This is a genomic window from Cryptosporangium arvum DSM 44712, from assembly GCF_000585375.1.
Taxonomy (GTDB): domain Bacteria; phylum Actinomycetota; class Actinomycetes; order Mycobacteriales; family Cryptosporangiaceae; genus Cryptosporangium; species Cryptosporangium arvum.
In genome coordinates, this window is the sequence record NZ_KK073874.1 from 2,819,992 (window position 1) to 2,846,165 (window position 26,174).

Annotated in this window: 28 protein-coding genes; 16 read left to right on the forward strand and 12 right to left on the reverse strand. The window is 73.2% G+C overall.

The genetic code is table 11. The features are described 5' to 3' along the window. Nucleotides 1-32 precede the first annotated feature (32 nt). Genes CRYAR_RS13125 through gcl form a run of 3 tightly spaced genes read left to right on the forward strand, consistent with a single transcriptional unit; the run spans nt 33 to nt 3,390 of the window. Nucleotides 33-830, forward strand: a complete 798-nt coding sequence (locus CRYAR_RS13125; RefSeq protein WP_035850916.1) for a hydroxypyruvate isomerase family protein — start codon at nt 33-35, stop codon at nt 828-830. Beyond that, nucleotides 827-1,696 (forward strand): NAD(P)-dependent oxidoreductase, encoded by an 870-nt coding sequence (locus CRYAR_RS13130; RefSeq protein WP_084700433.1) that lies wholly within the window; start codon nt 827-829, stop codon nt 1,694-1,696. The genes CRYAR_RS13125 and CRYAR_RS13130 overlap by 4 nt, the downstream gene beginning before the upstream one ends. Continuing rightward, nucleotides 1,696-3,390, forward strand: coding sequence for a glyoxylate carboligase (gene gcl, locus CRYAR_RS13135; RefSeq protein ID WP_035850917.1), 1,695 nt, complete (start codon nt 1,696-1,698; stop codon nt 3,388-3,390). The genes CRYAR_RS13130 and gcl overlap by 1 nt, the downstream gene beginning before the upstream one ends. A 19-nt stretch (nt 3,391-3,409) precedes the next feature. Here gcl and CRYAR_RS13140 read toward each other — a convergent pair whose 3' ends face one another. The 5 genes from CRYAR_RS13140 to CRYAR_RS13160 are packed head-to-tail and all read right to left on the reverse strand — an operon-like array spanning nt 3,410 to nt 7,056. Next, nucleotides 3,410-3,844 (reverse strand): hypothetical protein, encoded by a 435-nt coding sequence (locus CRYAR_RS13140; protein WP_051570106.1) that lies wholly within the window; start codon nt 3,842-3,844, stop codon nt 3,410-3,412. After that, complete coding sequence (locus CRYAR_RS13145) at nt 3,841-5,040, reverse strand: molybdopterin-dependent oxidoreductase (RefSeq protein ID WP_245620450.1); 1,200 nt, start codon at nt 5,038-5,040, stop codon at nt 3,841-3,843. Before CRYAR_RS13145 ends, CRYAR_RS13140 begins: the two co-directional genes overlap by 4 nt. Further along, nucleotides 5,037-5,678 carry a methyltransferase domain-containing protein gene (locus tag CRYAR_RS13150; protein ID WP_051570107.1) on the reverse strand — a complete coding sequence of 214 codons (642 nt, stop codon included), beginning with the start codon at nt 5,676-5,678 and terminating at the stop codon, nt 5,037-5,039. Before CRYAR_RS13150 ends, CRYAR_RS13145 begins: the two co-directional genes overlap by 4 nt. Further along, nucleotides 5,675-6,376, reverse strand: coding sequence for a TIGR04282 family arsenosugar biosynthesis glycosyltransferase (locus tag CRYAR_RS13155; RefSeq protein ID WP_051570109.1), 702 nt, complete (start codon nt 6,374-6,376; stop codon nt 5,675-5,677). The genes CRYAR_RS13150 and CRYAR_RS13155 overlap by 4 nt, the downstream gene beginning before the upstream one ends. Further along, the gene (locus CRYAR_RS13160; RefSeq protein WP_051570111.1) at nt 6,373-7,056 is read right to left on the reverse strand and encodes a glycosyltransferase family 2 protein; all 684 of its coding nucleotides are present in this window, start codon (nt 7,054-7,056) and stop codon (nt 6,373-6,375) included. Before CRYAR_RS13160 ends, CRYAR_RS13155 begins: the two co-directional genes overlap by 4 nt. 132 nt (nt 7,057-7,188) lie before the next feature. Between CRYAR_RS13160 and CRYAR_RS46980 the strand changes: the two genes are divergently transcribed. From CRYAR_RS46980 to CRYAR_RS13175, 3 genes are read left to right on the forward strand one after another with little or no spacing between them, the layout of a single operon-like run. Beyond that, nucleotides 7,189-8,562, forward strand: coding sequence for a hypothetical protein (locus tag CRYAR_RS46980; protein WP_051570112.1), 1,374 nt, complete (start codon nt 7,189-7,191; stop codon nt 8,560-8,562). Further along, nucleotides 8,559-9,248 carry a response regulator transcription factor gene (locus tag CRYAR_RS46985; RefSeq protein ID WP_051572039.1) on the forward strand — a complete coding sequence of 230 codons (690 nt, stop codon included), beginning with the start codon at nt 8,559-8,561 and terminating at the stop codon, nt 9,246-9,248. The genes CRYAR_RS46980 and CRYAR_RS46985 overlap by 4 nt, the downstream gene beginning before the upstream one ends. Further along, entirely contained in the window at nt 9,248-10,276 is a 1,029-nt protein-coding gene (locus tag CRYAR_RS13175; protein ID WP_035850921.1) for a sensor histidine kinase, read from the forward strand. Before CRYAR_RS46985 ends, CRYAR_RS13175 begins: the two co-directional genes overlap by 1 nt. Here CRYAR_RS13175 and CRYAR_RS13180 read toward each other — a convergent pair. The 4 genes from CRYAR_RS13180 to CRYAR_RS13195 all read right to left on the reverse strand — a co-directional run bounded on the left by CRYAR_RS13180 (nt 10,273) and on the right by CRYAR_RS13195 (nt 14,679). Further along, the gene (locus CRYAR_RS13180) at nt 10,273-11,325 is read right to left on the reverse strand and encodes an NAD-dependent epimerase/dehydratase family protein (protein ID WP_035850925.1); all 1,053 of its coding nucleotides are present in this window, start codon (nt 11,323-11,325) and stop codon (nt 10,273-10,275) included. The two genes, CRYAR_RS13175 and CRYAR_RS13180, sit on opposite strands and share 4 nt — an antisense overlap. Before the next feature lie 70 nt (nt 11,326-11,395). After that, nucleotides 11,396-13,789, reverse strand: a complete 2,394-nt coding sequence (locus CRYAR_RS43015; protein ID WP_051570114.1) for an ABC transporter substrate-binding protein — start codon at nt 13,787-13,789, stop codon at nt 11,396-11,398. Between the two features lie 34 nt (nt 13,790-13,823). Next, complete coding sequence (locus CRYAR_RS13190; RefSeq protein WP_035850927.1) at nt 13,824-14,171, reverse strand: TraR/DksA family transcriptional regulator; 348 nt, start codon at nt 14,169-14,171, stop codon at nt 13,824-13,826. Between the two features lie 4 nt (nt 14,172-14,175). Further along, entirely contained in the window at nt 14,176-14,679 is a 504-nt protein-coding gene (locus CRYAR_RS13195) for a mycothiol transferase (protein ID WP_035850929.1), read from the reverse strand. Between the two features lie 54 nt (nt 14,680-14,733). Between CRYAR_RS13195 and CRYAR_RS13200 the strand changes: the two genes are divergently transcribed. Then, nucleotides 14,734-15,126: a DnaJ family domain-containing protein gene (locus CRYAR_RS13200; protein ID WP_035850932.1), complete on the forward strand. Its 393-nt coding sequence runs from the start codon at nt 14,734-14,736 to the stop codon at nt 15,124-15,126. 73 nt (nt 15,127-15,199) lie between these two features. Here the strand turns inward: CRYAR_RS13200 and htpG are convergent, their stop codons facing one another. Continuing rightward, complete coding sequence (htpG, locus tag CRYAR_RS13205; protein WP_035850935.1) at nt 15,200-17,008, reverse strand: molecular chaperone HtpG; 1,809 nt, start codon at nt 17,006-17,008, stop codon at nt 15,200-15,202. A gap of 48 nt (nt 17,009-17,056) precedes the next feature. Between htpG and CRYAR_RS13210 the strand changes: the two genes are divergently transcribed. The 5 genes from CRYAR_RS13210 (at nt 17,057) to CRYAR_RS13230 (ending at nt 21,476) form a co-directional block, all read left to right on the forward strand. Next, nucleotides 17,057-17,704: a TetR/AcrR family transcriptional regulator gene (locus tag CRYAR_RS13210; protein ID WP_035862163.1), complete on the forward strand. Its 648-nt coding sequence runs from the start codon at nt 17,057-17,059 to the stop codon at nt 17,702-17,704. 85 nt (nt 17,705-17,789) lie between these two features. Next, nucleotides 17,790-18,956, forward strand: coding sequence for a thiolase family protein (locus CRYAR_RS13215; RefSeq protein WP_035850936.1), 1,167 nt, complete (start codon nt 17,790-17,792; stop codon nt 18,954-18,956). A 2-nt stretch (nt 18,957-18,958) separates the two neighbouring features. Continuing rightward, nucleotides 18,959-19,720: a 3-hydroxyacyl-CoA dehydrogenase gene (locus tag CRYAR_RS13220; protein ID WP_035850937.1), complete on the forward strand. Its 762-nt coding sequence runs from the start codon at nt 18,959-18,961 to the stop codon at nt 19,718-19,720. Continuing rightward, on the forward strand, nt 19,717-20,712 hold the full coding sequence (locus CRYAR_RS13225) for an NAD(P)H-dependent flavin oxidoreductase (RefSeq protein ID WP_035850939.1): 996 nt from the start codon (nt 19,717-19,719) through the stop codon (nt 20,710-20,712). The genes CRYAR_RS13220 and CRYAR_RS13225 overlap by 4 nt, the downstream gene beginning before the upstream one ends. After that, a complete protein-coding gene (locus CRYAR_RS13230) occupies nt 20,709-21,476 on the forward strand; it encodes an enoyl-CoA hydratase-related protein (RefSeq protein WP_051570116.1) in 768 nt (255 codons plus the stop codon). Before CRYAR_RS13225 ends, CRYAR_RS13230 begins: the two co-directional genes overlap by 4 nt. A gap of 34 nt (nt 21,477-21,510) precedes the next feature. Here CRYAR_RS13230 and CRYAR_RS13235 read toward each other — a convergent pair whose 3' ends face one another. After that, on the reverse strand, nt 21,511-22,437 hold the full coding sequence (locus CRYAR_RS13235) for an SMP-30/gluconolactonase/LRE family protein (protein WP_035850941.1): 927 nt from the start codon (nt 22,435-22,437) through the stop codon (nt 21,511-21,513). 40 nt (nt 22,438-22,477) lie between these two features. Then, nucleotides 22,478-23,452 (reverse strand): quinone oxidoreductase family protein, encoded by a 975-nt coding sequence (locus tag CRYAR_RS13240; RefSeq protein WP_035850943.1) that lies wholly within the window; start codon nt 23,450-23,452, stop codon nt 22,478-22,480. 85 nt (nt 23,453-23,537) lie between these two features. Here CRYAR_RS13240 and CRYAR_RS13245 point away from each other — a divergent pair, with 85 nt between their 5' ends. Genes CRYAR_RS13245 through lat form a run of 4 tightly spaced genes read left to right on the forward strand, consistent with a single transcriptional unit; the run spans nt 23,538 to nt 26,173 of the window. Beyond that, nucleotides 23,538-24,107, forward strand: coding sequence for a TetR/AcrR family transcriptional regulator (locus CRYAR_RS13245; RefSeq protein ID WP_035850944.1), 570 nt, complete (start codon nt 23,538-23,540; stop codon nt 24,105-24,107). Between the two features lie 5 nt (nt 24,108-24,112). Continuing rightward, complete coding sequence (locus tag CRYAR_RS13250) at nt 24,113-24,343, forward strand: RtcB family protein (protein ID WP_084700437.1); 231 nt, start codon at nt 24,113-24,115, stop codon at nt 24,341-24,343. Further along, nucleotides 24,340-24,792 (forward strand): Lrp/AsnC family transcriptional regulator, encoded by a 453-nt coding sequence (locus CRYAR_RS13255; RefSeq protein ID WP_035850948.1) that lies wholly within the window; start codon nt 24,340-24,342, stop codon nt 24,790-24,792. The genes CRYAR_RS13250 and CRYAR_RS13255 overlap by 4 nt, the downstream gene beginning before the upstream one ends. 52 nt (nt 24,793-24,844) lie before the next feature. Beyond that, nucleotides 24,845-26,173, forward strand: coding sequence for an L-lysine 6-transaminase (gene lat, locus CRYAR_RS13260; RefSeq protein ID WP_051570119.1), 1,329 nt, complete (start codon nt 24,845-24,847; stop codon nt 26,171-26,173). The last annotated feature ends 1 nt before the right edge of the window (nt 26,174 follow it).

Genomic DNA, 26,174 nt, shown 5'->3' on the forward strand with positions numbered 1-26,174 from the left:
TTTCTGTCCGCCGACTGCATACAGGATTCAATATGCGATACGACGTCAACCTGTCCCTTCTCTTCACCGAGTTACCGCTGCTGGAACGGCCGGCGGCCGCGCGCGACGCCGGGTTCGACGCGGTCGAGTTCTGGTGGCCGTTCCCGGACGCGGTGCCGTCCGACGCCGAGGTCGATCGGTTCGTCGCCGCCGTGCGCGACGCCGGTGTCCGGCTCGTCGGGCTGAACTTCTTCGCCGGCGACATGCCCGGCGGCGACCGGGGCGTGCTCTCCTGGCCCGGCCGCACCGGCGAGTTCCTCGACAGCGTGAACGTCGCCGTCGGGATCGGCGCGCAGCTCGGCTGCCGGGCGTTCAACGCGCTCTACGGCAACCGCCTCGGCGGGGTCGACCCGGGCGAGCAGGACGACGTCGCGGTGGAGGCGCTGGTGCTCGCCGCGCACGCGGTCTCCCGGATCGACGGCACCGTCCTGATCGAACCGCTGTCCGGGACACCTCGGTACCCGCTGCGGACGGCGGCCGACGCGCTCGCGGTGATCGACCGGCTGCCCGGACGGGCCAACCTCCGCCTGCTCGCCGACCTGTACCACCTCGCGGTCAACGGCGACGACCTCGACGCGGTGATCGAACGGCACACCGCACGCATCGGCCACGTCCAGATCGCCGACGCGCCCGGCCGCCACCAGCCCGGCACCGGTTCGCTGCCGCTCGCACGCCACCTGGAGCAGCTCACCGCCCACGGCTACGACGGCTGGGTGGGCCTCGAGTACATCCCGGAGGGCCCGAGCGCCGACAGCTTCGCCTGGCTCCCGCGGGCGGGGGTGGCGTCGTGAGCACGATCGGGTTCGTCGGGCTCGGTGTCATGGGGGCGCCGATGGCGCGGCACCTGGTGACGGCCGGACACGACGTCACCGGGTTCGACGTCCACACGCCGGCGGTGGACGCGTTCGCGGCGGACGGCGGCGCCCCGGCCACCTCGGTGGCCGACGCGGTGCGGGGTGCGGACGTCGTGATCACGATGCTGCCGAACCATCCCCAGGTCGAGGAGGTCGCCGCCCAGGTGCTCCCGGCGGTGCCCCCGGGCACCCTGTTCGCCGACATGAGCTCGATCCGCCCCGAGACGTCGGTGCGTCTGGCGGCCGAGGGCGCGGCGACCGGCGTCCGGGTGATCGACGCGCCGGTCTCCGGCGGTCAGACCGGTGCCCGGCAGGCCACGCTCTCGATCATGGTCGGCGGCGACGAGGTCGCGTTCGCGGCCGCCCGCCCGGTGCTCGAGGTGCTCGGCACACCCCGCCACGTCGGCGGGGCCGGCGCCGGTCAGGTCGTCAAGGCGGCGAACCAACTGGTCGTGGCCGGGATCTACGCGCTGGTCAGCGAAGCGATCGTGCTGCTCGAAGGCTCGGACGTCGGCGCGAAGACCGGGCTCGACGTCCTCGCCGGTGGCCTCGCGGCCAGCCGCATCCTCGACCTCAAGCGCGAGTCGATGCTCGCGCGCGAGTTCACGCCCGGCTTCCGCATCGACCTGCACCACAAGGACATGGCGATCGCGCTCGACGCCGCCCGCGACGCCGGTGTCGCGCTGCCGGTCACCGGGCTGGTCGCCCAGTTGGTCGCGGCCGCCCGCGCGATGGGCCACGGCTCGCTGGACCACTCCGCGCTCCTGAAGGTCACCGAAACCCTCTCCGGCCGGGAGGCCTGATGCCCACCGTTCCCGCGATGCAGGCGGTCGTCGAGATCCTCGAGTCCGAGGGCGTCGACACCGTCTTCGGCTGCCCCGGCGCGGCGATCCTGCCGCTCTACGCGGCGCTGCAGAACCACGGCGGCATCGAGCACCTGATCGTCCGCCACGAAGAGGGCGCCACCCACATGGCCGACGGCTGGGCCCGCACCACCGGCAACGTCGGGGTCGCGATCGGCACGTCCGGCCCGGCCGGCACGAACATGATCACCGGCCTCTACACCGCGCAGGCCGACTCGATCCCGATCCTCTGCTTCACCGGCCAGGCCGTCTCCAGCAAGCTGCACCAGGAGGCGTTCCAGGCCGTCGACATCGTGGAGATCGCGAAGCCGGTCACGAAGTGGGCCGTGCAGGTCAAGGAAGCCGCGCAGGTGCCGTGGATCGTGCGCAAGGCGTTCCAGGTGGCGCGGGAAGGGCGTCCCGGTCCGGTGCTCGTCGACCTCCCGCTCGACGTCCAGAAAGAGCTCATCGAATGGGACGCGACGATCGACGCGCCGCTGCCCGTCACGCCGGTCGTCCCGCACGGGCCGCGGGTGGAGCGCGCGCTGGACCTCCTGCTCTCGGCGCAGCGGCCGCTGATCCTCGCCGGTGGCGGCGTCATCCTCGCCGACGCCTCGGCCGAGCTGCGCGAGCTGGCCGAGTACCTGCAGGTGCCGGTGCAGGTGACGCTGATGGGCAAGGGCGCGCTCGACGACGACCACGGCCTGCACGCGGGGATGACCGGGATCCAGACGTCGCAGCGCTACGGCAACGCGTCGTTCCTGGAGTCCGATCTGGTGCTCGCGGTCGGCGCGCGCTTCGGTGACCGGCACACCGGCGCGCTCGACGTGTACCGCGGCGACCGGGTGTTCATCCACGTGGACGTCGAGCCGACCCAGATCGGGAAGGTGTTCGGGCCCGACCTGGGGGTCGTGTCGGACGCCCGGCTGTTCCTGCGGGCGCTGCTCGAGGCCGCCCGGGCCCGGCACGCGAAGCGACAGCCGAACGGGTGGGTGACGCGGGTGCAGCACCTGCGCCGGTCGCTGACCCGGCGCGAGGACTTCGACGACGTCCCGGTGAAGGCGCCGCGGGTCTACCGGGAGATCAACGAGGCGTTCGGGCCGGACACGTACTTCGTGACCGCGATCGGGCTCTACCAGATCTGGAGCGGGCAGCACCAGAAGGTGCACGAGCCGCGGCGCTACCAGGTGTGCGGCCAGGCCGGTCCGCTCGGCTGGGAGATCCCGGCCGCGATCGGCGTGAAGAAGGCGGCGCCGGACGCCGAGGTCGTCGGCGTGGTGGGCGACTACTCGTTCCAGTTCCTGGTCGAGGAACTGGCGGTGGCGGCGCAGTACGACGTGCCGTTCGTGCTGATCATGCTGAACAACGAGTACCTCGGGCTGATCCGACAGGCCGAACTCCCGTACGGCATGAACTACGAGGTGGACATCCACTACGACGCGGTCGGCACCGACAACGTCAAGATCATGGAGGCGTACGGCTGCTCCGGACGCCGGGTGACCCGCCCCGAGGAGATCCGCGACACGATCGAGTGGGCGCGCAAGGAGGCCGCGCGCACGAGCCGCCCGGCCCTCGTCGAGATCCTGATCGAGCGCGAGGCGAACACCCCCCACGGCCCCGCGATCGACGCCGTGGCGGAGTTCGAGCCGAGCTGATGGGGGTCGCGGCACCGGCTCAGCGCCGGCGGAGCAGCACGGCCACCGCGACGCCGACGCCGAGCCATCCGGCCGCGAGCAGCAGCACCAGGCCGCGGCCGTAGTCCAGGGGCAGGGCGGACGGGACCGAAGCGTCCCGTCCGCCGCCGTCGACGAGCGGCAGCGCCACGAGCGTCAGCACGCCGCTGACCGCGGCCGCGGCGCCCACCAGGACCCGCACCGCCCCGCGCCGGCCCGGCCGGTCTCCGGGCCGATCCGGCAGCAGGCGACGCAGCAACCGCCCGGCGGCGATCACGACCGGGGTGAGCACCGCGTCGACCGCGAGCCAGCCGACAACCACGACGAGAAGCCACCGGCCCAGCGGCGACGGACCGGACGCCCCGAGCAGGCCGAGCATGCCGTAGAGCAGGATCGCGGTGCCGAGGAGAGCCGGCACCGCCCGGACGAGCCTCATCCGTGCGCACCGATCCACGCCACCCACTTGGTCTGCAGCACTCCCGGCCGGTTGGGGGCGATGAGCCGGCACGGGTAGCCGTGGTCGAGGTCGAGCGTCTCACCGTTGAGGCGCAGCGCGACGAGCGTCAGTGGGTCCTGGGCGAAGGCCGCAGGCAGCGTGCTCACGCGGTAGGCGCCGGAGCGCTGCAGGGACTCGATCCGGATGTCCGCCCCGGGCGCCACCCCGGCCTCGGCCAGCAGGTCACGCAGCCGGACCCCGGTCCAGCGCGCGGTCGCGCTCCAGCCTTCGACGCACGCGATCGGCAGCTCGGCGGTGTGCTGGGGGAGGGCGGCGAGCGCGTCGCGCCCGAGCCGGAGGGGCCGGGGGCCGGCCACGACCAGCCGGTAGTCGTCGCGGGTCGCCGCGGCGACCACGCCCGCACCGGCCGCGGACCGGTTGACGGGCAGGCCCTGGGGGCCGAGGCCGGGCCGGCGCGGAGCCAGCACCGACAGCTTGCTGAGCGGACGGACGGTCTGGCCCACGGTCGCGAGCGTCACGACCCCGGCCGCCGCGGCCACGGTGGCGACGACCGCCCGCCGGGTGACCACCGCGCCGTCGACCGGCGCGGGGGTCGCGGAGCGGCTCTCGCGGAGGACGCGGCGGACCACGGTGGCTTGTGCTCCGATGTGGATCACCAGGGCACCGGTCGTGATCCAGGCGGTCCAGTAGTGCGCGGCCGGGAACCCGAAGCCCAGCACCGCGTACTGGCGCGCGGTGTTCAGCACGCCGCTCGCCAGCTGGAACACCGCACCGGCGACGAGCACCAGCAGCGCGGCCCGGGAGAGCAGGTCGGCGCCGTTGCGCACCGGCGGCCACCGGAACAGCGTCGGGTACACCGCCCAGAGCTTGGCCAGCAGCAGCGGCACGGTGGCCAGCCCGGTCGCCACGTGTAGTCCTTGCGTGACCCGGTAGAGCGACACCGGCCTCCGCGGCCAGACGAACCAGTCCGGCGGGTGCTGGATCCCGTGACTGATCAGCCCGGTGACCAGGCAGATCCCGAACGCCGCCCCGAGCCAGAGGCCGAGCCGGGCGGAGAGCGCGGCCGAGCGCCCCGCCGGCCGGATCGCCCCGGGCGCGAACGGTCCGCGGCGCAGCACGTCGGGCGGCTCCGGGAAGGGCCGCCGCCAGAGCGGTACCCGGCGCGGGGCGCTCACCGGCGGACCAGGGTCGCGAACCATCGTCCGGCGGTCACCCACTCCTCGTCGACGACGAGCCCGGCGGCGGCTCCGACCCGGTGGACCTCGTCGGCCCCGAGGTCGGCCCACGGCACCCATTCGCTGTAGCGGCGGTCGTGTTCGAGGCGGAACCGGTAGCGGCGGCCCGCCCCGGGCGGGGCCAGCTCCACGACGACCCTCCCGGCGGCACCCATCAGCGCGGCCACCCGCCGCAGCAACCGCACCGGGTCACCGCCGATCCCGATGTTGCCGTCCGCGAGCAGCACCGACGTCCACCGGCCGGCTCCGGGAACCCGGCCGAACACCGACCGGCGGAGCGCGGCGGCACCTCGTCGGCGGGCGGCGGCGACGGCCGCCGGGACGATGTCGACCGCCAGCACCGGCCGACCGGCCAGCGCGAGGGCGGCGGCCAGCCGGCCCGGCCCGCAGCCGGCGTCGAGCGTCGAGCCGGCGCACCGCGCGAGCAGGCTCCGGTCACCGGGCCGGGCCGGGCGGTGCCAATCGTCCAGCGCGAGCGGCGCGAGGCCGCCCCGCTCGTGCCGGATCAGCAGCCGGTGCGGCCGACCGGCCTCCAGTGCGGTGATCCCCTCGCCGTACAACCGCGCGGCCGACGTCATGAGACACCGGCCTTCGCCCGGGCCGCGGTCCGGGTGTCGGTCCGGGTGTCCTTCGCCCGGGCCGTGATCTGCCGCCAGGCCGCCGCGAAACCGGATTCGGGCGCGGCCGCGGCCGCGGCTGCGGCGTCGGCCGCGGTGTCGACGTCACGCTCGACGGGCGCGGCGGCGATCCGCAGACCGGCCGCGCGCAGCGCGACCCGGGTGGCGTTGCCGGTGTCCGGGCGCGACATCGGGACGTCCCGCAGGAGATCGGCGTGACGCGGATCGTGCAGGCCCAGCGTCCACCAGCCGCCGTCGCGCGCGGGGCCCAGCACGGCGTCGACGCCGACGTGGACGAGCCGGGCGCCGACCGCCGCGAGGCGGTCCGGCCCCACCTGCGGGGTGTCCATGCCGACGAGCACCGTCGCCAGGCCGGGCGCGGCGGCGTCGGCGAACGCGGCGGCGATCCGCGTGGCCAGCCCCGGCCCGCGCTGCGTGATGACCTCGAACCCGCGGAGGGAGAGGTCGCCCAGTTCGCCGGGGTGGTCGATCGCGAGCACCCGGCGCTGCGCCGGGGTCGCCCGCACCGCGTCCAGAGTGTCCTGGAGCGCCGCGCGGGCGAGCGCGGCCGCCTCCACCGGGGTGCACGGTGGACAGAGGCGGGTCTTCACCCGGCCCGGCACCGGGGCTTTCGCGAGCACGAGCAGTTGGACGTTCATCGGGTCAGCACCCGCCCCATGTCGACGACCGTGCGCACCGTCCCGCCGAGGGTGCCGGTGACCTTCGACGTGCTCCCGGCGGTGCGGGGCGCGTAGGCCACGTCGACCTCGGCCACGCGCAGCCCGGCCCCGGCGGCCGCGACGACCGTCTCCAGCGGGTAGCCGAACCGCCGATCGGCCAGATCCAGCCCGCGGAGCGCGGCCCGGCGTCCGGCGCGCATCGGGCCCAGGTCGTGCAGGCGCAGCCCGGTCCGCCGCCGGAGCCGGGCGGAGAGCACCGCGTTGGCCCAGCGGGCGTGCGCCGGCCAGGCCCGGCGCGCGGTGGGGCGGCGGCGGCCGATCACCAGGTCGGCCTCGTCGCGCGCCACCGGGTCGGCGACCCGGGGCAACTCGGCCGGGTCCAGGGATCCGTCGGCGTCGCAGAAGCACACCACGTCCGCGGTGGACGCCTCGAGCCCGGCGTGCGCGGCCGCGCCGTAACCGCGGACCGGAACCGCGAGCACGGTCGCGCCGAGCTCGCGGGCGAGGTCGGCCGAGCCGTCCGTGGAACCGTTGTCGGCCACGATCGCGCGGTAGCCGTCCGGCAGCCGCCCGAGCAGCCAGGGCAGGGAGAGCGCTTCGTTCAAGCAGGGGAAAACCACGTCGACCGCAACCGGCCGATGAGCTTCTGGCTTCGACATCTGCCGACCGTAAAACCGCTCCGGCCTGCGAAGACCTTACGGTCTGCGAACGTCGGCGGGAGTTCTTACGGTTGTCGAACGGCTGGTGCGACGCGCCCGGAACCGACCGGCCGGCGGCCTAGCGTCCGGTGGATGACCGTCTCTCTGCGTCGCCGTCCGCTGCCGTCCGAACGGTCCCGGGACGACGCCGGTGGCCCCGGGCGGTCGGGGCCGGGCGCCATCGGCGCGGTCGCCGGAGCGGCGCTGCTGGTGGCCGGTGTCGCCGGGTGGGGTGCGTGGCTGACCGCGCGCGGCGTCGACCTCCACCTCTCCGGTGGACAGCCGCTGACCGGCCGGCTCGACGTCCGGCTGGGTCCGGCCCTGCTGCTGCCGGTGGTGGTCGGGGTCGGGTTGATCGCCGCCGGGCCGGTCGCCGCGGCCCGGTGGCGGTGGCCGGTCCTCCTGGCCTGGACCTGGGCCGCCGGAGCGGGGTGGGCCGTGTCGCTGGCGCTCGTCGACGGCGTCGGGGCGCTCGGGGCTCCGCTGGCCACCCGCTGGGAGTACCTGCACGACGTCGACCGGGTCGCCGCGGTGCCGGAGTTTCTCGGCACGTTCACCGACCACGTCCTCGGCGGTTCGCCCGGCTTCCAATGGGTGACGCACGTGTCCGGGCACCCACCGGGTGCGCTCCTGGTGTTCGCCGGGCTCGACCGGCTCGGCCTGTCCGGCCCGGGATGGGCGGCCGCGCTGTGCGTCGCCGCCGGTGCGTCGGCCGCCCCGGCGGTGCTGGTGACCGTCCGGAGCCTCGCCGGGGCCGACGTCGCGCGCCGGGTCGCGCCGTTCGTCGTGCTCGCGCCGACCGCGCTGTGGATAGCTACCTCGGCCGACGCGCTGTTCTGCGGCGTCACCAGCTGGGGGATCGCGGCCCTGGCGTCGTCGGCGGCGGGGCGCGGACGGGCCGCCGACGTGCGTGCGGCCGCCGGCGGCCTCGCGCTCGGCGCCGCGCTGTTCCTCTCCTACGGCCTAGTGCTGATCGGGGTGCTCGCGGTCGTCGTGGTCGCGGTCCGGAGGCGGGTGCGTCCGCTGCTCGTGGGCGGAGCGGTGGTGGTCGCGGTCGTCGCTTCGTTCGCCGCGCTGGGCTTCTGGTGGTGGGACGGGTTCCTCACGGCCGCCGACCGGGTCCGCGAGGGCTCGGCCTGGATCGACCGGCCGACCGGATACTTCGTGGCCGTGAACCTCGCCGCGGTCGCGGTGTGCGTGGGGCCGGCCGCCGTCGGAGGTCTCACCGTTCTGGCGCGGGGCGGGTTGGCGCGAGCCTCGGCGTTGCCGTTGACGGCGGGCGCCCTGGTGCTGGCGGCCACCGCGAGCGGCCTCGCCAAAGGCGAGGTCGAGCGGATCTTCCTGCCGTTCGCGGTCTGGCTGCTGGTCGCGGCCGGTGCGCTGCCGGCGCCCGAACGGCGGCGTTGGTTGGCGGCCCAGGCCGTGGTCGCGCTCGCCGTCCAGCTGGGGTGGATGCTGAAGTGGTGAGCCGAGTGCTGGTGGTGGACGACGATCCGACGGTCAGCGAAGTCGTGGGCCGGTACCTGCGACGGGCCGGGTTCCTCGTCGACCTGGTCGGCGACGGCCCGGCGGCGCTGCGTGCGGCGGCCGCGGCGGCGCCGGATCTCGTCGTGCTCGACCTGATGCTCCCCGGCATGTCGGGGCTCGAGGTGTGCCGCCGGCTGCGTGCCCACGGGGACGTGCCGATCGTGATGCTCACCGCGCTCGGCGACGAGGCCGACCGGGTGGTGGGCCTCGAGACCGGTGCCGACGACTACGTCACGAAGCCGTTCTCGCCCCGTGAGCTGGCGCTGCGGGTCCAGTCGGTGCTGCGGCGCGCGGGCGGGTCGCGTCCGGGTGCGTCCGTGCCGGAGCTCGAGGACGGCGATCTGCGGGTGAACCCGGACGCGCACCTGGCCTTCCGGAACAACACGCAGCTGCCGCTGACCGTCCGCGAGTTCGACCTTCTGGTGCACTTCCTGCGCCATCCGGGCCGGGTCTTCACCCGCGCCGACCTGCTCGAACAGGTGTGGGGATGGACGGTCGGCGACCAGGCGACGGTCACCGTCCACGTGCGCAGGCTGCGCGAGAAGATCGAGGTCGACCCGGCCCGTCCGGCCCGGATCGTCACCGCGTGGGGTGTCGGCTACCGCTACGAACGAACGGGCCACTGATGCGCGACGTCCTGGTCATCTGTGCTCTGGCGCTGGGTTCGTCCGGCGCGGTGGCGTCGTTCGGGCTGGCCGCACTGCGGATCCTGCGGGGCCGCTCGGTCACCGCGCACCTGGGCGTGCTGCTCGCCGTGACGGTGGCGTCGGTGGTCACCGGCGTCGTGGTGGTGGCCGAGGCGATGTTCCTGAGCGCCCACGACCTCGGTGTCGTCGGGATGGTGCTGATCGTGTCCGGAGTGGTGAGCCTCGGCTTCGCGCTCGTCGCCGGCCGCCGGCTCGCCCGGGCCAGCGTCTGGGCGGCCGAGGCGCGGGCCCGGGAACAGGCGCTCGAACGCAGCCGCCGCGAAGTCGTCGCCTGGGTCTCGCACGATCTGCGCACCCCGCTGGCCGGCCTGCGTGCGATGGCCGAAGCGCTGGAGGACGGGATGGTCGAGCCCGACGGCGTGCCCGGCTACCACCGGCGCATCCGGTTGGAGGCCGACCGGATCACCGCGCTCGTCGACGATCTGTTCGAGCTGTCCCGGATCAACGCCGGAGCCCTGCGGCTGACGCTCGACGCCGTCCCGCTCGGCGAGGTCGTCTCGGACGCCGTGGCGAGCGCGACGCCGGTGGCGCGGGCGAAGGGTGTGCGTCTGGTGGCCGACCACTCGTCCTACGGCGTGGTGCGCGGGAGCGAGCCGGAACTGGGGCGGGTGCTGGGCAACCTGCTGGTCAACGCGATCCGGCACACCCCGCAGGAGGGCATCGTGACCGTGGTGGGCGGCTCCGACGAGGGAACGGGCTGGGTCGCGGTGAGCGACGAGTGCGGCGGCATCCCGGCGGACGACCTGCCCCGGGTCTTCGACACCGCCTTCCGGGGCGAGAGCGCACGCACACCGGCCGCGGCCGGGGATCCGCTGGGGTCGGGCGGCGGGCTGGGGCTCGCGATCGCCCGGGGGCTGGTCGAGGTCCACGGAGGACGGATCGCGGTCGACAACACCCCCGGCGGCTGCCAGTTCACCGTCCGCCTCCCGGCCGCCGCCGCACGCTAGCCCCGCAGCGGGGCCCGGGCGAAGTGGGTGACCCCGTCGGTGAACGGCACGGCGGCGACGAAACCCAGGCGGGCGGCGGCGCGCGCGGGGGACGCGACGACGTGCCGGACGTCGCCGAGGCGGTAGTCGCCGGTCACCACCGGAGCGGGCCCGCCGAACGCCGCCGCCAGCGTGCGCGCCATCTCCCCGATCGACCGCGGCTCACCGGAGGCGACGTTGCACGGCAGAAGCGAGCCGTCGGCGAGGGTGGAGAGCGCCCGGAGCGCGGCGACGTTCGCGGCCGCCACGTCCGTGACGTGCACGAAGTCACGCCGCTGGGCGCCGTCCTCGAAGACGCGGGGTGCCTCACCGCGCTCGAGCGCGGAGCGGAACAGCGAGGCCACGCCCGCGTAGGGAGTGTCGCGCGGCATCCGGGGGCCGTAGACGTTGTGGTAGCGCAGCGCCACGACCCGCGCCCCGGTGTCGCGTGCCCAGGCCGCCGCGAGGTGCTCCTGCGCGACCTTCGTCGCCGCGTACACGCTGCGCGGATCCAGCCGGGTGTCCTCGTCCACCAGGCCGGGTTCCAGCGTCTGTCCGCACCGCGGGCAGGTCGGCTCGAACCGGCCGGCGGACAGGTCGGCCGCCGCGCGGGGGCCCGGGGACGTCGTGCCGTGCCGGGCACAGCGGTAGCTGCCCTCCCCGTAGACCACCATCGAGCTGGCCAGGACCAGCCGCCGCACCCCGTGCTCGGCCGCCGACGCCAGGACGACGGCGGTGCCGAGGTCGTTGTCGGCCACGTACGCGGGCAGGTCGGCGACGTTCACGCCCAGGCCGACCCGCGCCGCCTGGTGGACGACCGCGTCGACACCGCGGACGACCGCGGACATCGCGTCGGCGTCGCGGACGTCGGCCCGGACGATTTCGTGGCCGTCGAGCACCGCGGGGGCGCCGGCCGGGTGGAGGTCCGGCGCGAGCGAGTCGACGACGACCGGGTGGTGCCCCGCCCGCGCCAGGCTCTCGACGACGTGTGATCCGATGAAACCGGCGCCGCCGGTGACGAGCACTCGCATGGGTCCGACGGTAGGACCGGTGCCCGTCGGGACCGGCTCGAAGCGCCACCGCGTAAGGGAACCGTGAGATCTACGTCGGCTTGCGGCTCCCGAGCGAGCGGAACACCCCGCCGTCGACCTGGTAGAACCAGATCCTGGCGGCGTCGGGGTGCAGTTCGCCGTCGTCCTGGAAGCGCAGCCGGCCGAACGTGCCCTCGCCGCGGTAGTCGTCGACAAACGTACGCATCGCGGTCCGGTCGCCGGCGCCGGCGTCGAGGCCGGCGATCAGGATGCGTGTCGCGTCGTACCCGGCCGGGGAGAGGACGCCGGGCTCGACCGCGAACGCCGAGCGGTAGGAGCGGCGGAAATCCGGGGGCGCGGACTCCTGCGGGAAGCACGGGCAGGTCACCACGGCGCCCTGTGCGTACGGAGCCCCGGCGCCGGTGATGAAGCCGCTGTTGTCGGAACCGGCGTTGCCGACGAACCTCGCGGTGACGCCGGCTTCGCGAAGTGCGCGCAGGAGCGGGCCGCCGACCGGGTACCCACCGGCGAACACGACGGTGTCGGGCGTGGCGTTCCGCGCGGCCGTGACCACGGCGGCCGGGTCCTGCTCCAGGATCGGGGCGTCGATCACGGTGAGCGAACCACGCAGCTCGGTGCGGATCGTGGTGATCTCCGACGTGCTGGCGGGCCGGCCGTCGGAGACCAGCAGGACGCTGCGCGCTCCGGTGTCGCGCAGGTGGGCGGCGATCGCGCGGGCCTCGGCGCGTTCGCCCGGCACCATCCGGTGGAACGTGCGCCAGCCCTGGCGGGAGAGGGCGTCGGAGGTGGCCATCGGGGTCAGGAACGGGAGGCCGGCCTCGTCCAGCACCCGGCCGGCTTCGGCGACCTCGCCGTCGAACAGCGGGCCGACGACGCCGACGACCTCGGCGCGGTCGGTGAGGGTGCGGGCCAGGGCGGCCGCGGTGAGCGGGTCGCCCTGGGTGTCGAGGACCTCCAGGCGGACCGGGCAGGCCGGGCGGGCCCTGGTGCGCTGGTCGGCGGCGAGCCGGGCGGCGTCGCGGATCTGCGCGGTGACGCCGGCGCTCTGGCCGGTCTCCGCGCCGAGCACGGCGATGACCCGATTGCAGGCCGCGGCGGGGGTCGTCCGTGTCGACGGGTCGTCGTCGAACCGCCCGGTTCCGTTGGCGACCGCCACGACCAGCGCGGCGACGAGCACGATCGCGCCCGTGACCGTCCCGACCAGGGCGCGCCGGCTGCGCCGCGGCGAGCCGCTCCCGCCGTCCGGTCGGCCACCCCGAGCGCCGTGGTCCGGTGCGCCGTGGTCCGGTGCGCCGCGGTCCCGAGCACCGTGCTCCGGCGCGCCGCCGACCCCAGCGCCGTGGTCCGGTGCGCCGGGTTCGTGCGTCCCGGGTGGTGGTGCGTCGGCGGCGGGGGTGAGGAGGAGGGCTCCTTCGGCGACCACCAGTTCGGGCTGTTCGACGGTGGTGGGGGCGAGACCGAGGGCGCGGTGGAGTGCGGTGGCCACCAGCGGGAAGCGGGAGCCGCCGCCCACCAGGTACACCGCGTCCGGGGCGCCGGCTCCGGCCGCTCGCAGGGTCGCCCCGACCGTGGCGACCGTCCGCGCGATCAGCGGCGCCGCGAGCGCGTCCAGCTCCTCGCGCCCGAGCGGCACCTCCACCCCGATCAGCGGCAGCACGATCTGCGTCGACGCGACCCTCGACAGCATCTCCTTCGCGCGCTTGACGTCGTCCCAGAGCTGGCGGTGCGCGCGCCGGTCGTCGGCCGTGGACGGTGTGGTCAGCCGCGCCCACGACCCCGGGTCGGGGTGCGCGGCCCGGAGATGCGCGACGATCGCCGCGTCCACGTCGAGCCCGCCGGTGTCGGGCAGGCCGTCGGTGGCCAGCACCCCGTACCCGTCCCACTCGCGCCGCACGACGCTCACGTCGAAGGTCCCGGCGCCGAGGTCGTAGACCACCGCGATCCCACCCGGCGGTAACGCGGCCGCATGCACCGCGAACGCCCTCGCCGCCGCCACCGGCTCCGCCACCAGCACCGGCGAACCGATCCCGGCCCGGGTCGCGGCGGCGCGCAGGACCGCCCGGCGGGCCGGGCCCCAGGCCGCCGGGTGCGTCAGCAGCACCTCCGCGGGCGGTTCACCCGCGGTGCGGACCGCTTCGGTGAGCACCCGACGCAGCACCGCCGCGATCAGTTCGACGACCGGGACCTCACGCGGCCCGAGCAGCACCCGGCCCTCGTCGACGTGCAGTTTCGGGTTCGGTTCGAAGCGCTCGGGGCGGCTGCGTGCCGCGTACTGGGCGTCGGCGCCGACGAGCACGTCGTCGGGGTCGGCGAGCACCGCCGACGGCAGGATCGGCGAACCGTCGAAGAGCAGCGGCCGCACCCGCCCGTCGGGCCACCGCAGCATCGCGATCGTCGTCGACGTGCCGAAGTCCACCGCCAGCCGCGGGCGGGCCTGTCGCATGCCGACACCCTATTGGGACGGTCGGGCCGCCCCGTCACCGTCCCTTCGCGCTCGCGCACGCGATGCAGAACGCGGTCGACGGGCGGGCGGCGAGGCGTTCGGGGGCGATCGATCCGCCGCACGACTCGCAGCGGCCGTAGTCACCGGACGCGTGCCGCGCGAGGGCGTGGTCCAGCTCGTCGAGGCGGCCACGCGCGGACGACAGCAGCGCGGCGGTGTGCGCGCGCTCGTAGGCGATCGTGGTGCCTTCCGGGTCGTGCTCGTCGTCGGTGTTGCTCATCGCGGCGGCCTCGATGATGCCGTCCAGGTCCGCGCTGAGCGCGCTGACCTGGGCGGCGGTGTCCGCGCGTTCGTCGGTGAGCGCGCGGTGCACGTCGTCCACGACGTCAGGGCAGCAGGCCGCGGACGTAGGCGGCCTGACCCGCGTGCTGCGCGTCGTCGTCGTAGACGCTCACCAGCCGGACGCCGAGCGTGACCGGCGGATCCCAGCGCTCGTCGACGACCCGGTCGAGGTCGGCCCCGGAGAGCCCGCCCAGGTACTCGAGCGTGCGGGCGTGCACCGCGTCGTAGTACTCGATCAGGGCCCGGTCGCTCTCCGGGCGCACGCCGGCCACCTCGGCGGGGGTGTGTCCGTAGCCGGTGTCGGACGGGTCGGACTTCACCCCGAAGCGGGCACCCCAGTTGCCGGTGACGTACTCCTGGTCGTCGTCGCGCAGCTCGGACACGTGGTGGTCCTGCACCCGGGTGAGGTGCCAGATCAGCCAGCCGATCGAGTTCGCTCCCGGGCCCGGCGCCCAGCTCAGCTGCTCGGCGGTCAGGCCCTCCCCGGCGGCTCGCACCAGTTCGGGCAGGCGTCCGTAGGTCTCGATGAGAAGCTCGTTGACGTTCATCAAAGGGCGTGTTCCCCCCGTTCGCGCCGGATAATCGCGGGGCACACTGGAGGCATGGCACAACCCACGGGACCCATCGAGTCGTGGGTCGAGCGGCAGATCAGCGCCGCGATCGAACGCGGCGAGTTCGACGACCTGCCCGGCGAGGGCAAACCCATCCCGGGCATCGACGACCCGCCGGACCCGCTGTGGTGGATCAAGCGCAAGATGAAGCGCGAAGGCCTCTCGGTCGTACCGCCCTCGCTGGCGTTGCGCAAAGAGGTCGAGGACGCGCTGGAGAAGGCGGAAGCGGCGCACCGGGAGCAGGAGATCTGGGATCTCCTGGAGCCGATCAACAAGAAGATCCGCGCGGCGATCCGGGTCGCGCCGGTGGGCCCCCCGCTCAACCTGATGCCGATCGACATCGACCGGGTGGTCCGCCGCTGGAACGAGCGCCGCGCGCGCTGAGCCCGCGGATCACCGGGCCTACGACGAGCAAGCGGGCCGCGTAGGCCCGGGAGCTCGTCGTAGGCCCGGAAACTCAGAGCGTCTTCGTGAGCCGCTCCGCGAGCAGCCGCGAGAAGCGCGCGGGATCCGCGAGCTCCCCACCCTCGGCCAGCAGCGCCATCCCGTAGAGGAGCTCGGCCGCCTCGGCGTCCTGCGTCCCGGCCGCGAACGCGTCGCGCAACCCCGTGACCAGCGGGTGCGACGGGTTCAACTCGAGGATCCGCTTCACCGACGGCAACGGCTGGCCCATCGCGCGGAACATCTTCTCCAGCGTCGGCGTGAGGTCGTCCGCGTCACCGACGACGCACGCGGGGGAGTCCACCAGCCGGGTGGAGAGCCGCACCTCCTTCACCGACTCCGCGAGCGCGCCCGACATCCAGGTCAGGAAGTCCTCGAAGCCGGCCGGGGTCTCGGCCGCGGTGTCGCCCAGGTCCACCTGGCCCTTCGCCACCGACTTCAGCGGGATGCCGTCGTACTCGGTGACCTGGTCGACCCACACCTCGTCGACCGGGTCGGTGAGCACCAGCACCTCGTAGCCCTTGGCGCGGAACGCCTCCAGGTGCGGCGAGTTCTCGATCGTCGCCCGGGAGTCGCCGGTGAGGTAGTAGATCTCGGTCTGGCCCTCCGGCCGCCGCTCGACGTACTCGCGCAGCGTGGTCAGTTCGGAACCCCGCGTCGACGAGAACGACAGCAGGTCGAGGATGATCTCGCGGTTAGCGGCGTCCTCGATCAGGCCCTCCTTGAGCGCCCGCCCGAACTCGGCCCAGAACGTGGCGTACTTCTCGGCCGGCAGCTCCTTGATCGTGCCGAGCACCTTGCGGACCAGGCGGCGGCGCACCGCCTGGATCTGCCGGTCCTGCTGCAGGATCTCCCGCGAGACGTTCAGCGAGAGGTCGGCCGCGTCCACGACACCCTTGACGAAGCGCAGGTAGGACGGGACCAGCGCCTCGCAGTCGGCCATGATGAAGACGCGCTTGACGTAGAGCTGCACGCCGCGCTGGGCGTCGCGCGAGTACAGGTCGAACGGCGCCCGGGACGGCAGGAACAGCAGCGCGTCGTACTCGAACGTGCCCTCGGCCTTCATGTGGATGGTCTCGAGGGGGTCGGTCCAGTCGTGGCTGACGTGCTTGTAGAACTCGTTGTACTCCTCGGCGGTGACCTCGCTGCGCGGGCGGGCCCAGAGCGCTTTCTGCGAGTTGATCGCGGTGCCGTCGAGGCGGATGGGCCAGGCGATGAAGTCCGAGTACTTCTTGACGATCGACGTCAGCACGGCCGGGTCGGCGTAGTCGTGCAGCTGGTCCTCGGCGTCGGCCGGCTTGAGGTGCAGCGTGACCGCGGTGCCCTGCGGGGCGTCGTCGACGTCGTCGATCGTGTAGGTGCCTTCGCCGGTCGACTCCCAGCGGGTGCCGGTGGACTCGCCGGCCTTGCGGGTGACGAGCGTGACCCGGTCGGCCACCATGAACGACGAGTAGAACCCGACGCCGAACTGCCCGATCAGGTCGGCCGACTCGGCCGAAGCCTCACGCAGGGTGCGCAGCAGCTCCGCGGTGCCCGACTTCGCGATCGTGCCGATCAGCGACACGACCTCGTCGCGTGTCATCCCGATGCCGTTGTCGCTCACGGTCAGCGTCCGTGCGTCGGCATCCGGGGTGAGCGCCACGTGCAGGTCGGAACGGTCGACGTCGAGGTCGGAGTCGACCAGGCTCTCGATCCGGAGTTTGTCCAGCGCATCGGAGCCGTTCGAAATCAGTTCGCGCAGGAAGATGTCCTTGTTCGAGTAGATCGAATGGATCATCAGCTGCATGAGCTGCCGGGTCTCGGCTTGGAACTCGAGCGTCTCCACTACTTTCCCTTTCTCGTCGGGGTCGGACGGAATCGTATGCTCGACCGCATGTCCAGCACGCCGGATGCACCGCCGTCCTCCGCGAGCGCGGCGCGGCGACCGCAGGCCGAGCGCAGTCAGGAGACCCGCACGCGGATCCTCGACGCTGCGGTCGAGCTGCTCGTCGAGGAGGGCTACGCCCGCGCCAACACGCTGGCGATCCAGGCCAAGGCCGGGGTGTCCCGCGGGCGGCTGCTGCACCAGTTCCCCTCCAAGGAGGAGCTGCTGGTGGCCGCGGCGCACCACGTCTGGCAGAAGCGGCGTTCGGCGTCGGCGTCCGGCGAGCCACTGCCCGACGACCCCGGGGCACGCATCGACGTGGTCGTCGAGGGCCTCTGGCTGTCGTTCAACGAGCCTCAGTTCTGGGCCGCCACCGAACTCTGGGTGGCCGCCCGCACCGAACCGGCGCTCGCGGACGTGATCCGCCCGGCCGAGCGCCGGCTGGGCCGGGAGATCTGGGCGTCGATGGACGCGCTGTTCGGCCCGGCGCTGACCGCGCACCCCATGTACCAGGTGGTTCGCCACACGCTGTTCACGAGCATGCGTGGGGTCGCGCTGACCTACGCGTTCGACAAGCGTGACCCGTCGACCGAGCCGAGCCTGGCCAACTGGAAGCAGCTGGCCAAGGCGATCCTGCTCAATGACGTGGATCACTGACGCTTATTTCCGGTCCGCCTTGACTGTTTCTGTGCGCCGCGACGAGACTCGGCGGTGACAGGCGGGTCAGCCAAGGGAGGCACCTGTGCGTGACGCGGTGATCGTCGAAGCCGTCCGAACTCCGTCCGGTAAGGGCAAGCCCGGGGGCGCGCTCTCCGGTATCCACCCGGTCGACCTGCTCTCCGGCGCGCTCACCGCGCTGCTGGAGCGCACCGGGATCGACCCCACCCAGATCGACGACGTGATCGGTGGCTGTGTCGGCCAGGCCGGCGAACAGGCGCTGAACATCACCCGCAACGCGGTGCTCGGCGCGGGCCTGCCGGAGTCGATCCCCGCCACCACGATCGACCGGCAGTGCGGTTCCAGCCAGCAGGCCGCGCACTTCGCCGCGCAGGGCGTCATCTCGGGCGCGTACGACGTGGTGATCGCGTGCGGCGTCGAGTCGATGAGCCGGGTGCCGATGGGCACGTCGACGGCGGGCCAGAACCCGTTCGGCACCGGCGTACCGAAGCGGTACCCCGAGGGCCTGGTCAACCAGGGCGTCTCGGCCGAGATCATCGCGGGCCGCTGGAAGTTCGGCCGGGAGCAGCTCGACGAGTACTCCGCGACCTCGCACGCCCGCGCGGCCGCCGCGATCGGGGCCGGTGCGTTCGACCGCGAGATCATCCCGGTCGGTGAGTTCACCACCGACGAGACGGTCCGCGCCTCCACGACCGCGGAGAAGCTCGCCGGCCTCAAGCCCAGCTTCTACCACGAGAAGCTGGCCGAGCGGTTCCCGGAGATCGGCTGGCACATCACGCCCGGCAACTCCTCGCCGCTCACCGACGGCGCGTCGGCGGTGCTGATCGTCTCCGCGGAGAAAGCGAAGGAACTCGGCCTCAAGCCCCGCGCCCGGTTCCACTCGTTCGCGGTCGTCGGCGACGACCCGCTGCTGATGCTCACCGGCCCGATCCCGGCCACCCGGAAGATCCTGGCCAGGTCCGGGCTGAGCATCGACGACCTCGACGCCTACGAGGTCAACGAGGCGTTCGCGCCGGTGCCGCTGGCCTGGGCGCAGGAACTCGGCGCCGACCCGGCGAAGCTCAACCCGCGCGGCGGGGCGATCGCGCTGGGCCACGCGCTCGGTTCGTCCGGCACCCGGCTGCTGACCACGCTCGTCAACTACCTGGAGGACACCGGCGGCCGCTACGGCCTGCAGACCATGTGCGAGGGCGGCGGCATGGCGAACGCGACGATCATCGAGCGGATCTGAGCATGAAGTTCACCGAGAACGACGTCGCGCTGGTCACCGGGGGTGCGTCCGGGCTGGGGCTCGCGACCGCCGAGAAGCTGGTCGCCGACGGGGCCAGGGTCGTGCTCCTCGACCTGCCCGGCTCGGACGGGGCCGCGGTGGCCGAGAAGCTCGGGGTGATCTTCGCGCCGGGCGACGTGACGTCCGAGCAGGACGTGGCGAACGCCGTGCAGGCGGCGACGGAAATCGGCACGCTGCGTGCGGCGATCAACTGCGCCGGCATCGGCAACGCGATCAAGACCGTGGGCAAGGAGTACAAGCCTTTCCCGCTGGACGGGTTCCAGAAGGTCATCCAGGTCAACCTGATCGGCACGTTCAACGTCATCCGGCTGGCCGCGGCGCAGATCGCGCAGGCCGACGAGGTCGACGGCGAGCGCGGCGTCATCGTCAACACCGCGTCGGTGGCGGCGTTCGAAGGGCAGATCGGGCAGGCCGCGTACTCGGCGTCCAAGGGCGGCATCGTCGGGATGACGCTGCCGATCGCGCGTGACCTCGCGTCGCTCAAGATCCGGGTCTGCACGATCGCGCCGGGCCTGTTCGACACGCCGCTGCTGGGCGGGTTGCCGGAGAACGTCAAGACCGCGCTCGGCGCCCAGGTTCCGCACCCCTCGCGGCTCGGCTCGCCGGTCGAGTACGGGCTGCTCGCGTCGCAGATCATCGCGAACCCCATGCTCAACGGCGAGGTCATCCGCCTCGACGGGGCGATCCGGATGACCCCCCGATGAGCGTGCTGACGACCCGCTTCACCGAGCTGTTCGGCGTCGAACACCCCGTGGTGCAGGGCGGGATGCAGTGGGTGGGGCGGGCCGAGCTCGCGGCCGCGGTGTCCGAGGCCGGTGGCCTGGGGCTGATCACCGCGCTGACCCAGCCGACCCCGGCCGACCTGGCCAAGGAGATCGAGAAGGCACGGACGCTCACCGACAAGCCGTTCGGCGTCAACCTCACGATCCTGCCGACGATCACGCCGCCGCCGTACGACGAGTACCGGCGGGTCATCGTGGACGCGGGCATCACGATCGTCGAGACGGCCGGTTCGAATCCCGAACCGCACATGGACCTGTTCAAGGCGAACGGCGTCAAGATCCTGCACAAGTGCACGAGCGTGCGGCACGCGCTCAAGGCGCAGCGGATCGGCGTGGACGCGGTCTCGATCGACGGGTTCGAGTGCGCCGGGCACCCGGGGGAGGACGACGTCCCGGGGCTCGTGCTGATCCCGGCCGCGGCCGACAAGCTGACGATCCCGTTCATCGCGTCCGGCGGGTTCGGTGACGCCAGGGGCCTGGTCGCCGCGCTGGCGCTGGGAGCCGACGGCATCAACATGGGCAGCCGGTTCATGTGCACGGTGGAGTCACCGATCGACCAGGCCGTGAAGCAGGCCATCGTGGACGCCGACGAGCGCGACACCGAGCTGATCTTCCGGCCGCTGCGCAACACCGCGCGGGTCGCGAAGAACGCGGTGAGCGTCGAGGTGGTCCGGATCCTGAACGAGGGCGGTCAGTTCGCGGACGTCCAGCACCTGGTGGCCGGCGCCCGCGGCCGGACGGTCTACGAGAACGGCGACGTCGAGGCCGGGATCTGGTCGGTCGGTATGGTGCAGGGCATCATTCACGACATCCCGGCCGCGGGTGATCTGGTGCGTCGTATCGTCACCGAGGCGGCGGAGATCATCCAGGGCCGTCTGGCATCACTGGTGACTGCGGTGGGAGTGGCCTCATGAGCGACATCACGGTGAGCCGCGACGCCGCGGTGCTGACCATCGCGATCAACCGCCCGGAGCGGTTGAACTCGGTCACCACCGACGTGCTGAACGATCTCGCCGACCTGATCCTCGAGGCGGGGGCGGATCCCGACGTGCGGGTCATCACGCTGACCGGCACCGGCCGGGCGTTCAGCTCCGGCGCCGACCTCAAGTCGGGTGCGGGCGGCAAGCCCGGCACCGACACGATCATGGCCGCCAACCGGCTGATCCGGGCCGTGCGCGACGCACGTCAGCCGACCGTCGCGGTCGTCAACGGCCCCGCGGTCGGGGTCGGGTGCTCGCTGGCGCTCGCCGCCGACCTGGTGCTGGCGTCGTCGAACGCGTACTTCCTGCTGTCGTTCACGAGCATCGGCCTGATGCCCGACGGCGGGGCGACCGCGCTGGTGCCCACCGCGGTCGGGCGGGCCAGGGCGATGGCGATGGCGCTGGTCCCGGAGCGGATCCCGGCGTCCGAGGCGGTCGCCTGGGGTCTCATCTACCAGGCCGTCGACGCCGAGGAGCTGGACGCCGCGGCCAAGGCGCTCACCGATCGGCTCGCGACCGGGGCGCCACTGGCCCTCGCGGCGGCCAAGAAGGCGGTGAACGCGGCCACGCTGACGTCGCTGGAGGGCGCGCTCGGGCGCGAGCTCGAAGGCCAGGGCCACCTGCTCCGGACCAGCGACGTGGCCGAAGCCGTCGTCGCGTTCGGGGAGAAGCGCCCGCCGAAGTTCACCGGGGCCTGAGACCGGGGCCGCCCGCGGGCGGCCCCGGTTCGCCTCACGGCAGGGGGACGCTGACCGCGGTGTACGGCGTGGTCGGGGTGGGCGTGGTCGTGAAGCGCGCGTTCGGGGTGTAGAGCCGCCCCCGGTAGAGCGCGAGCGTCGTCGGCACGTCGAAGCGCGGGTCGGTGATCGCGCCGACCACCGTGCCGCGCGTGCCGTCCAGATTCACCACGGCGATCGAGTTGTCGCGGTTCCGGACGACGAACAACGTCTGCCCGAGCGTCAGCAGACCGTCCCCGTTGGTGAGCGGGAACTCCTGGCCGTCCTTGGTCACCGCGATCTTCGTGGTCCGGCCGCTCGCCGGGTCGACGTGGAACAGCCCGCCGGTGTTCGACTGGACGATGATCAGGCCGCGTCCGTCCGGCGTCCGCGTGATGCCGTTGGCGTTGTTGCCTTCGCCGTAGACGATGTCGCCGGTCAGCGGGATCGTCGTGACGTCCTTGCGGGTGGGCACGCCGCTGCGCGGGATCGCCACCCGGTACAGCTGCTTCTGTCGCGAGTCGGTGAAGTACGCGGCCGTGCGGGTGAGCACGACGTCGTTGACGAACGTGTCGGTCGCCGTGGTCAGGCGCAGGTTCGCGAGCGTCTTCCCGGACTTCGTGTCGACGACCCGGGCCGTTCCGGCGGACTGGCCGGCCACGAACAGGCGGCCGCGCTGGTCGAGCTTGAGCCCCACCGACGCGGTGCCGGGCCCCTGCGCGATGACCTTCGAGCGGCCGGTGCGCAGGTCGACGCGGAGGATGTCACCGTCGGCCAGCGAGCCGAGGTAGGCGACGGGTTCGCGCCCGATCGTGATGCCCTCCGGGCGGAAACCGGCCGGGAGCTGGTAGGTCGTGGGGCTGGGGGCCGGGTTCGCGACCGCGGGGGAGGCGGTGAGCGTGATGCCAGTGAGCAATGCGGCGGCGAGTGCTATGGCTTTCATGCGGCCCAGGTTATCTACTACAACATCTTGTAGTGAATCCTTACGGAACCAGCAGTACCCGACCGTGCTGTACCCGGTCGTCGAGGATTCGATGCGCTGCGGCCGCGTCGGCCAGCGGTAACCGCGCGTGCACGGCCGCACGGAGACGGCCGGCCCGTGCGTCGCGCGTCAGTTCGGCGATCACGTCGCGGGCCTGCGCGGGTGCCGCGGCCCGCCAGGCCAGGTACGAGAAGCCGAGCACCGCGCGCAGGCCGAACAGCGACGTCACCGGAACGCTCGTCAGCTCCCCGCCGGCCGCGCCGTACACGACCGCACGCCCGAACGGCGCGAGCAGATCGACGCTCTGCCGCAGGACGTCCCCGCCGATCGCGTCGACGACGAGGTCGACGCCGCCGGGAGCGGCGGCACGCACCTGCTCGGGCCAGTCCGCGGCGGTGTGGTCGACGCCGGCGTCCGCGCCGAACGACCGCGCGAACTCCAGTTTGGACGCGCTGCTCGCGGTGGCGATCACCCGGGCTCCGCGCTGCCGCGCGAGTTGCACGATCAGGTGCCCGATGCCTCCGGCGGCGGCGTGCACGAGCACGGTCTCGCCGGCGGCGAGGCGGCCGAGGCGGAGCACCCCGAGCGCCACCGGGGCGGTGGAGGCCAGCGTCGTGGCGGTTCCGTCGTCGACGCCGTCGGGGATCGGGACGAGGTCGTCGGCACCGGCCAGGCTGTACTCGGCGTAGGCGTCCTCGGCGACGAGCGCGCCGACCCGCCGCCCGGCCAGCGACGCGTCCACGCCGGGGCCGATCGTGTCGACAACGCCGACCACGTCCCCGGTCGGGCGGCCGGGGAGCGGGCGGGCGAAGAGCGCGCCGCCGGCCGGGCCGAGCCGGAACCGGGTGTCGACGAAGTTCGTGCCGATGACCTCGGCCCGGAGCCGCACCTGGCCCGGGCCCGGCTCCGGGATCCCGGCGTCCTCGACCCGCAGCACGTCGGGGCCGCCGTACTCGTAGTAGCGGACACGGCGCATGGGCACCTCCCGTAATCTGGACCGGTGGTCAACTTTCTTGACCGTACTGGACCGCTAGTCCAGTTGTCATCCCGATCGGAGGCGCATGGAACGTCGAGAACGGGCCGACGCGGCGCGTAACCGGCGCGCGATCCTGGACGCGACCGAGGCGCTGCTCGCCCGGCAGCGTCCCGAGACGATCTCGATGGAGCTCGTCGCGGCCGAGGCCGGTGTCGGCAAGGGCACCGTGTTCCACCGGTTCGGCAGCCGGATGGGGCTGATGGTCGCGCTCGCGCAGGAGCGCGCGCTCGGACTGCGTGAGGCGGTCGAGAGCGGTCCGCCCCCACTGGGCCCCGGGGCGTCGCCGGCCGAGCGTCTACCGGCCTTTCTCGACGCCGCGGTCGACGTCGTCGTGCGTAACAAGAACCTGCTGGCCGCGCTGGGCCACGCCGAGGCCTCCGCCCCCCACGACCACGGCGACCTCGCCGACCACCCGGTCTACCGGTTCTGGCACGCCCACGTGGTGTCGCTGCTGACCGGCGACGACACCGACGCGCTCGCGCACGTGGTGCTGGCCGGGCTGCGCAGCGGACCGGTGATCGCGATGATCGACCGCGGTGAGGCGGAACGGGTGAAGCGGGCGCTGCGGACGATCGTGTCGGGGTTGGTCGGATAACCCGCTTGCGCCCGCGTCCAGTGCGAGTGGTGTGCGGCGACCGGCAACGGCTCTTCGGGGAGGCGCCGACGGCCTACAAGCGCATCGACCGGGTCGTCGGCGACCTCGTCGACCACGCCCTGGTCACCCCGATCCTGACCACCCGGCCCGTGGTCACCTACAAGACCGCGGAGGCCGCTCCCCGTCGGCGCACACCGCGCCGGTGGGCTCCGGACCCGGTACCGTCCGACCGGTGACCTCGCCACTCGACGACGACGTCGACCGCACGCTGGTGACCGTGCTGGCCGCCGACGGCCGTGCCACGCTCTCGACGCTCGCGGCCGCGGCCGGGCTGTCGGTGTCCGCCACCCAGTCGCGCGTACGCCGACTCGAGCAGCGGGGGGTGATCCGCGGGTACGCCGCCGACGTCGACCCCGACGCGCTGGGGCTGCCGCTCGCCGCGTTCGTGAGCATCACCCCGCTCGACCCGGCCCAGCCCGACGAGGCCCCCGCCCAGCTCGCCGCGCTCGACGCGGTGGAGGCGTGCTACTCGGTGGCCGGTGAGGCGAGCTACCTGCTCCTCGTCCGGGTGCCGACACCACGCGCGCTGGAGGAGCTGCTCCGGGAGATCCGGATCGTCGCCAACGTCCGGACCCACACCACAGTTGTCCTACAAACGTTCTACGAAAGGCGTCCGCGCCCGTAAAATTTCCGGTCTGGCCGTTGTGAAACCGTAAAGATCGTCTTAGCGTGGGGTCATGACCCAGATCGTGGACGCTCCCGGGACGGTCCGAGCGGGCAACGTACATGCCGTTATCGCCAAGCACCTCCTCGCCGACGGTTTCGACTTCGTACTCGACCTCGAGGCCTCGCAGGGCTCCACGCTGGTGGACGCCCGCGACGGCCACGAGTACCTCGACCTGTTCACGTTCTTCGCGTCGTCGGCGCTGGGGATGAACCACCCCGCGCTCGCCGACCCGGCCTTCCGCGCCGAGCTGCTGCGCGCCGCCACCAACAAGCCGAGCAACTCCGACGTCTACACCGTCGAGATGGCACAGTTCGTCGACACGTTCGCCGAGGTGCTCGGCGACGAGCGGCTGCCGCACCTGTTCTTCATCGAGGGCGGCGGCCTCGCCGTCGAGAACGCACTCAAGGTCGCGTTCGACTGGAAGAGCCGCTGGAACGAGGCGCACGGCCACGACCCGGCGCTCGGCACCCGCATCCTGCACCTGGAACACGCGTTCCACGGCCGCACCGGCTACACGATGTCGCTCACGAACACCGACCCGAACAAGGTCGCGCGGTTCCCGAAGTTCGACTGGCCGCGGATTCCGGCGCCGTACACCCGTGAGGACGCGGACATGGACGCGCTCGAGGCTTCGGCCCTCCTGGCCGCCAGGGCCGCGTTCGAGGCCCACCCGCACGACATCGCCGCCGCGATCATGGAGCCGATCCAGGGTGAGGGCGGCGACCACCACTTCCGCCCGTCGTTCGTCCGGGCGCTGCGCGACCTCTGCCACGAGTTCGACGCGCTGTTCATCCTCGACGAGGTGCAGACCGGCGTCGGCCTCACCGGCACCACCTGGGCCTTCCAGCAGCTCGACGTCGTCCCGGACATCGTCGCGTTCGGCAAGAAGACCCAGGTGTGCGGCATCATGGCCGGCGGCCGCGTGGACGAGGTCGCCGACAACGTGTTCGCGGTGAGCTCGCGCCTCAACTCCACCTGGGGCGGCAACCTCACCGACATGGTGCGGGCCCGCCGGATCCTCGAGGTCATCCGCGACGAGAAGCTCGTCGCCCGCTCCGCCACCCTCGGCGAGCACCTGTACGAGAGCCTGCGGACGCTCGGCGAGAAGCACCCCGGGGTGAGCAACGTCCGCGGCCGCGGCCTGATGTGCGCCTTCACGCTCACCGACACCGCACTGCGCGACGCTCTGCTGAACGGCCTGCACCAGGACGAGAGCGTGCTGATGCTCGGATGCGGCAGCCGGAGCGTCCGCTTCCGCCCGGCCCTGACGATCAGCGAGGCCGACCTGGACAATGGTGTCGCGGCGATCGATCGGGTGCTGAGTCGCTTGGGAGTCTGAC

Excerpts from the sequence above, each read along its gene's own strand:
- CRYAR_RS13125 (WP_035850916.1), top strand. The coding sequence starts at position 33 with ATGCGATACGACGTCAACCTGTCCCTTCTCTTCACCGAGTTACCGCTG.
- gcl (WP_035850917.1), top strand. The coding sequence starts at position 1,696 with ATGCCCACCGTTCCCGCGATGCAGGCGGTCGTCGAGATCCTCGAGTCC.
- CRYAR_RS13140 (WP_051570106.1), bottom strand. The coding sequence starts at position 3,844 with ATGAGGCTCGTCCGGGCGGTGCCGGCTCTCCTCGGCACCGCGATCCTG.
- CRYAR_RS13150 (WP_051570107.1), bottom strand. The coding sequence starts at position 5,678 with ATGACGTCGGCCGCGCGGTTGTACGGCGAGGGGATCACCGCACTGGAG.
- CRYAR_RS13155 (WP_051570109.1), bottom strand. The coding sequence starts at position 6,376 with ATGAACGTCCAACTGCTCGTGCTCGCGAAAGCCCCGGTGCCGGGCCGG.
- CRYAR_RS13160 (WP_051570111.1), bottom strand. The coding sequence starts at position 7,056 with ATGTCGAAGCCAGAAGCTCATCGGCCGGTTGCGGTCGACGTGGTTTTC.
- CRYAR_RS46980 (WP_051570112.1), top strand. The coding sequence starts at position 7,189 with ATGACCGTCTCTCTGCGTCGCCGTCCGCTGCCGTCCGAACGGTCCCGG.
- CRYAR_RS13175 (WP_035850921.1), top strand. The coding sequence starts at position 9,248 with ATGCGCGACGTCCTGGTCATCTGTGCTCTGGCGCTGGGTTCGTCCGGC.
- CRYAR_RS13180 (WP_035850925.1), bottom strand. The coding sequence starts at position 11,325 with ATGCGAGTGCTCGTCACCGGCGGCGCCGGTTTCATCGGATCACACGTC.
- CRYAR_RS43015 (WP_051570114.1), bottom strand. The coding sequence starts at position 13,789 with ATGCGACAGGCCCGCCCGCGGCTGGCGGTGGACTTCGGCACGTCGACG.
- CRYAR_RS13195 (WP_035850929.1), bottom strand. The coding sequence starts at position 14,679 with ATGAACGTCAACGAGCTTCTCATCGAGACCTACGGACGCCTGCCCGAA.
- CRYAR_RS13200 (WP_035850932.1), top strand. The coding sequence starts at position 14,734 with ATGGCACAACCCACGGGACCCATCGAGTCGTGGGTCGAGCGGCAGATC.
- CRYAR_RS13210 (WP_035862163.1), top strand. The coding sequence starts at position 17,057 with ATGTCCAGCACGCCGGATGCACCGCCGTCCTCCGCGAGCGCGGCGCGG.
- CRYAR_RS13220 (WP_035850937.1), top strand. The coding sequence starts at position 18,959 with ATGAAGTTCACCGAGAACGACGTCGCGCTGGTCACCGGGGGTGCGTCC.
- CRYAR_RS13225 (WP_035850939.1), top strand. The coding sequence starts at position 19,717 with ATGAGCGTGCTGACGACCCGCTTCACCGAGCTGTTCGGCGTCGAACAC.
- CRYAR_RS13230 (WP_051570116.1), top strand. The coding sequence starts at position 20,709 with ATGAGCGACATCACGGTGAGCCGCGACGCCGCGGTGCTGACCATCGCG.
- CRYAR_RS13235 (WP_035850941.1), bottom strand. The coding sequence starts at position 22,437 with ATGAAAGCCATAGCACTCGCCGCCGCATTGCTCACTGGCATCACGCTC.
- CRYAR_RS13240 (WP_035850943.1), bottom strand. The coding sequence starts at position 23,452 with ATGCGCCGTGTCCGCTACTACGAGTACGGCGGCCCCGACGTGCTGCGG.
- CRYAR_RS13245 (WP_035850944.1), top strand. The coding sequence starts at position 23,538 with ATGGAACGTCGAGAACGGGCCGACGCGGCGCGTAACCGGCGCGCGATC.
- lat (WP_051570119.1), top strand. The coding sequence starts at position 24,845 with ATGACCCAGATCGTGGACGCTCCCGGGACGGTCCGAGCGGGCAACGTA.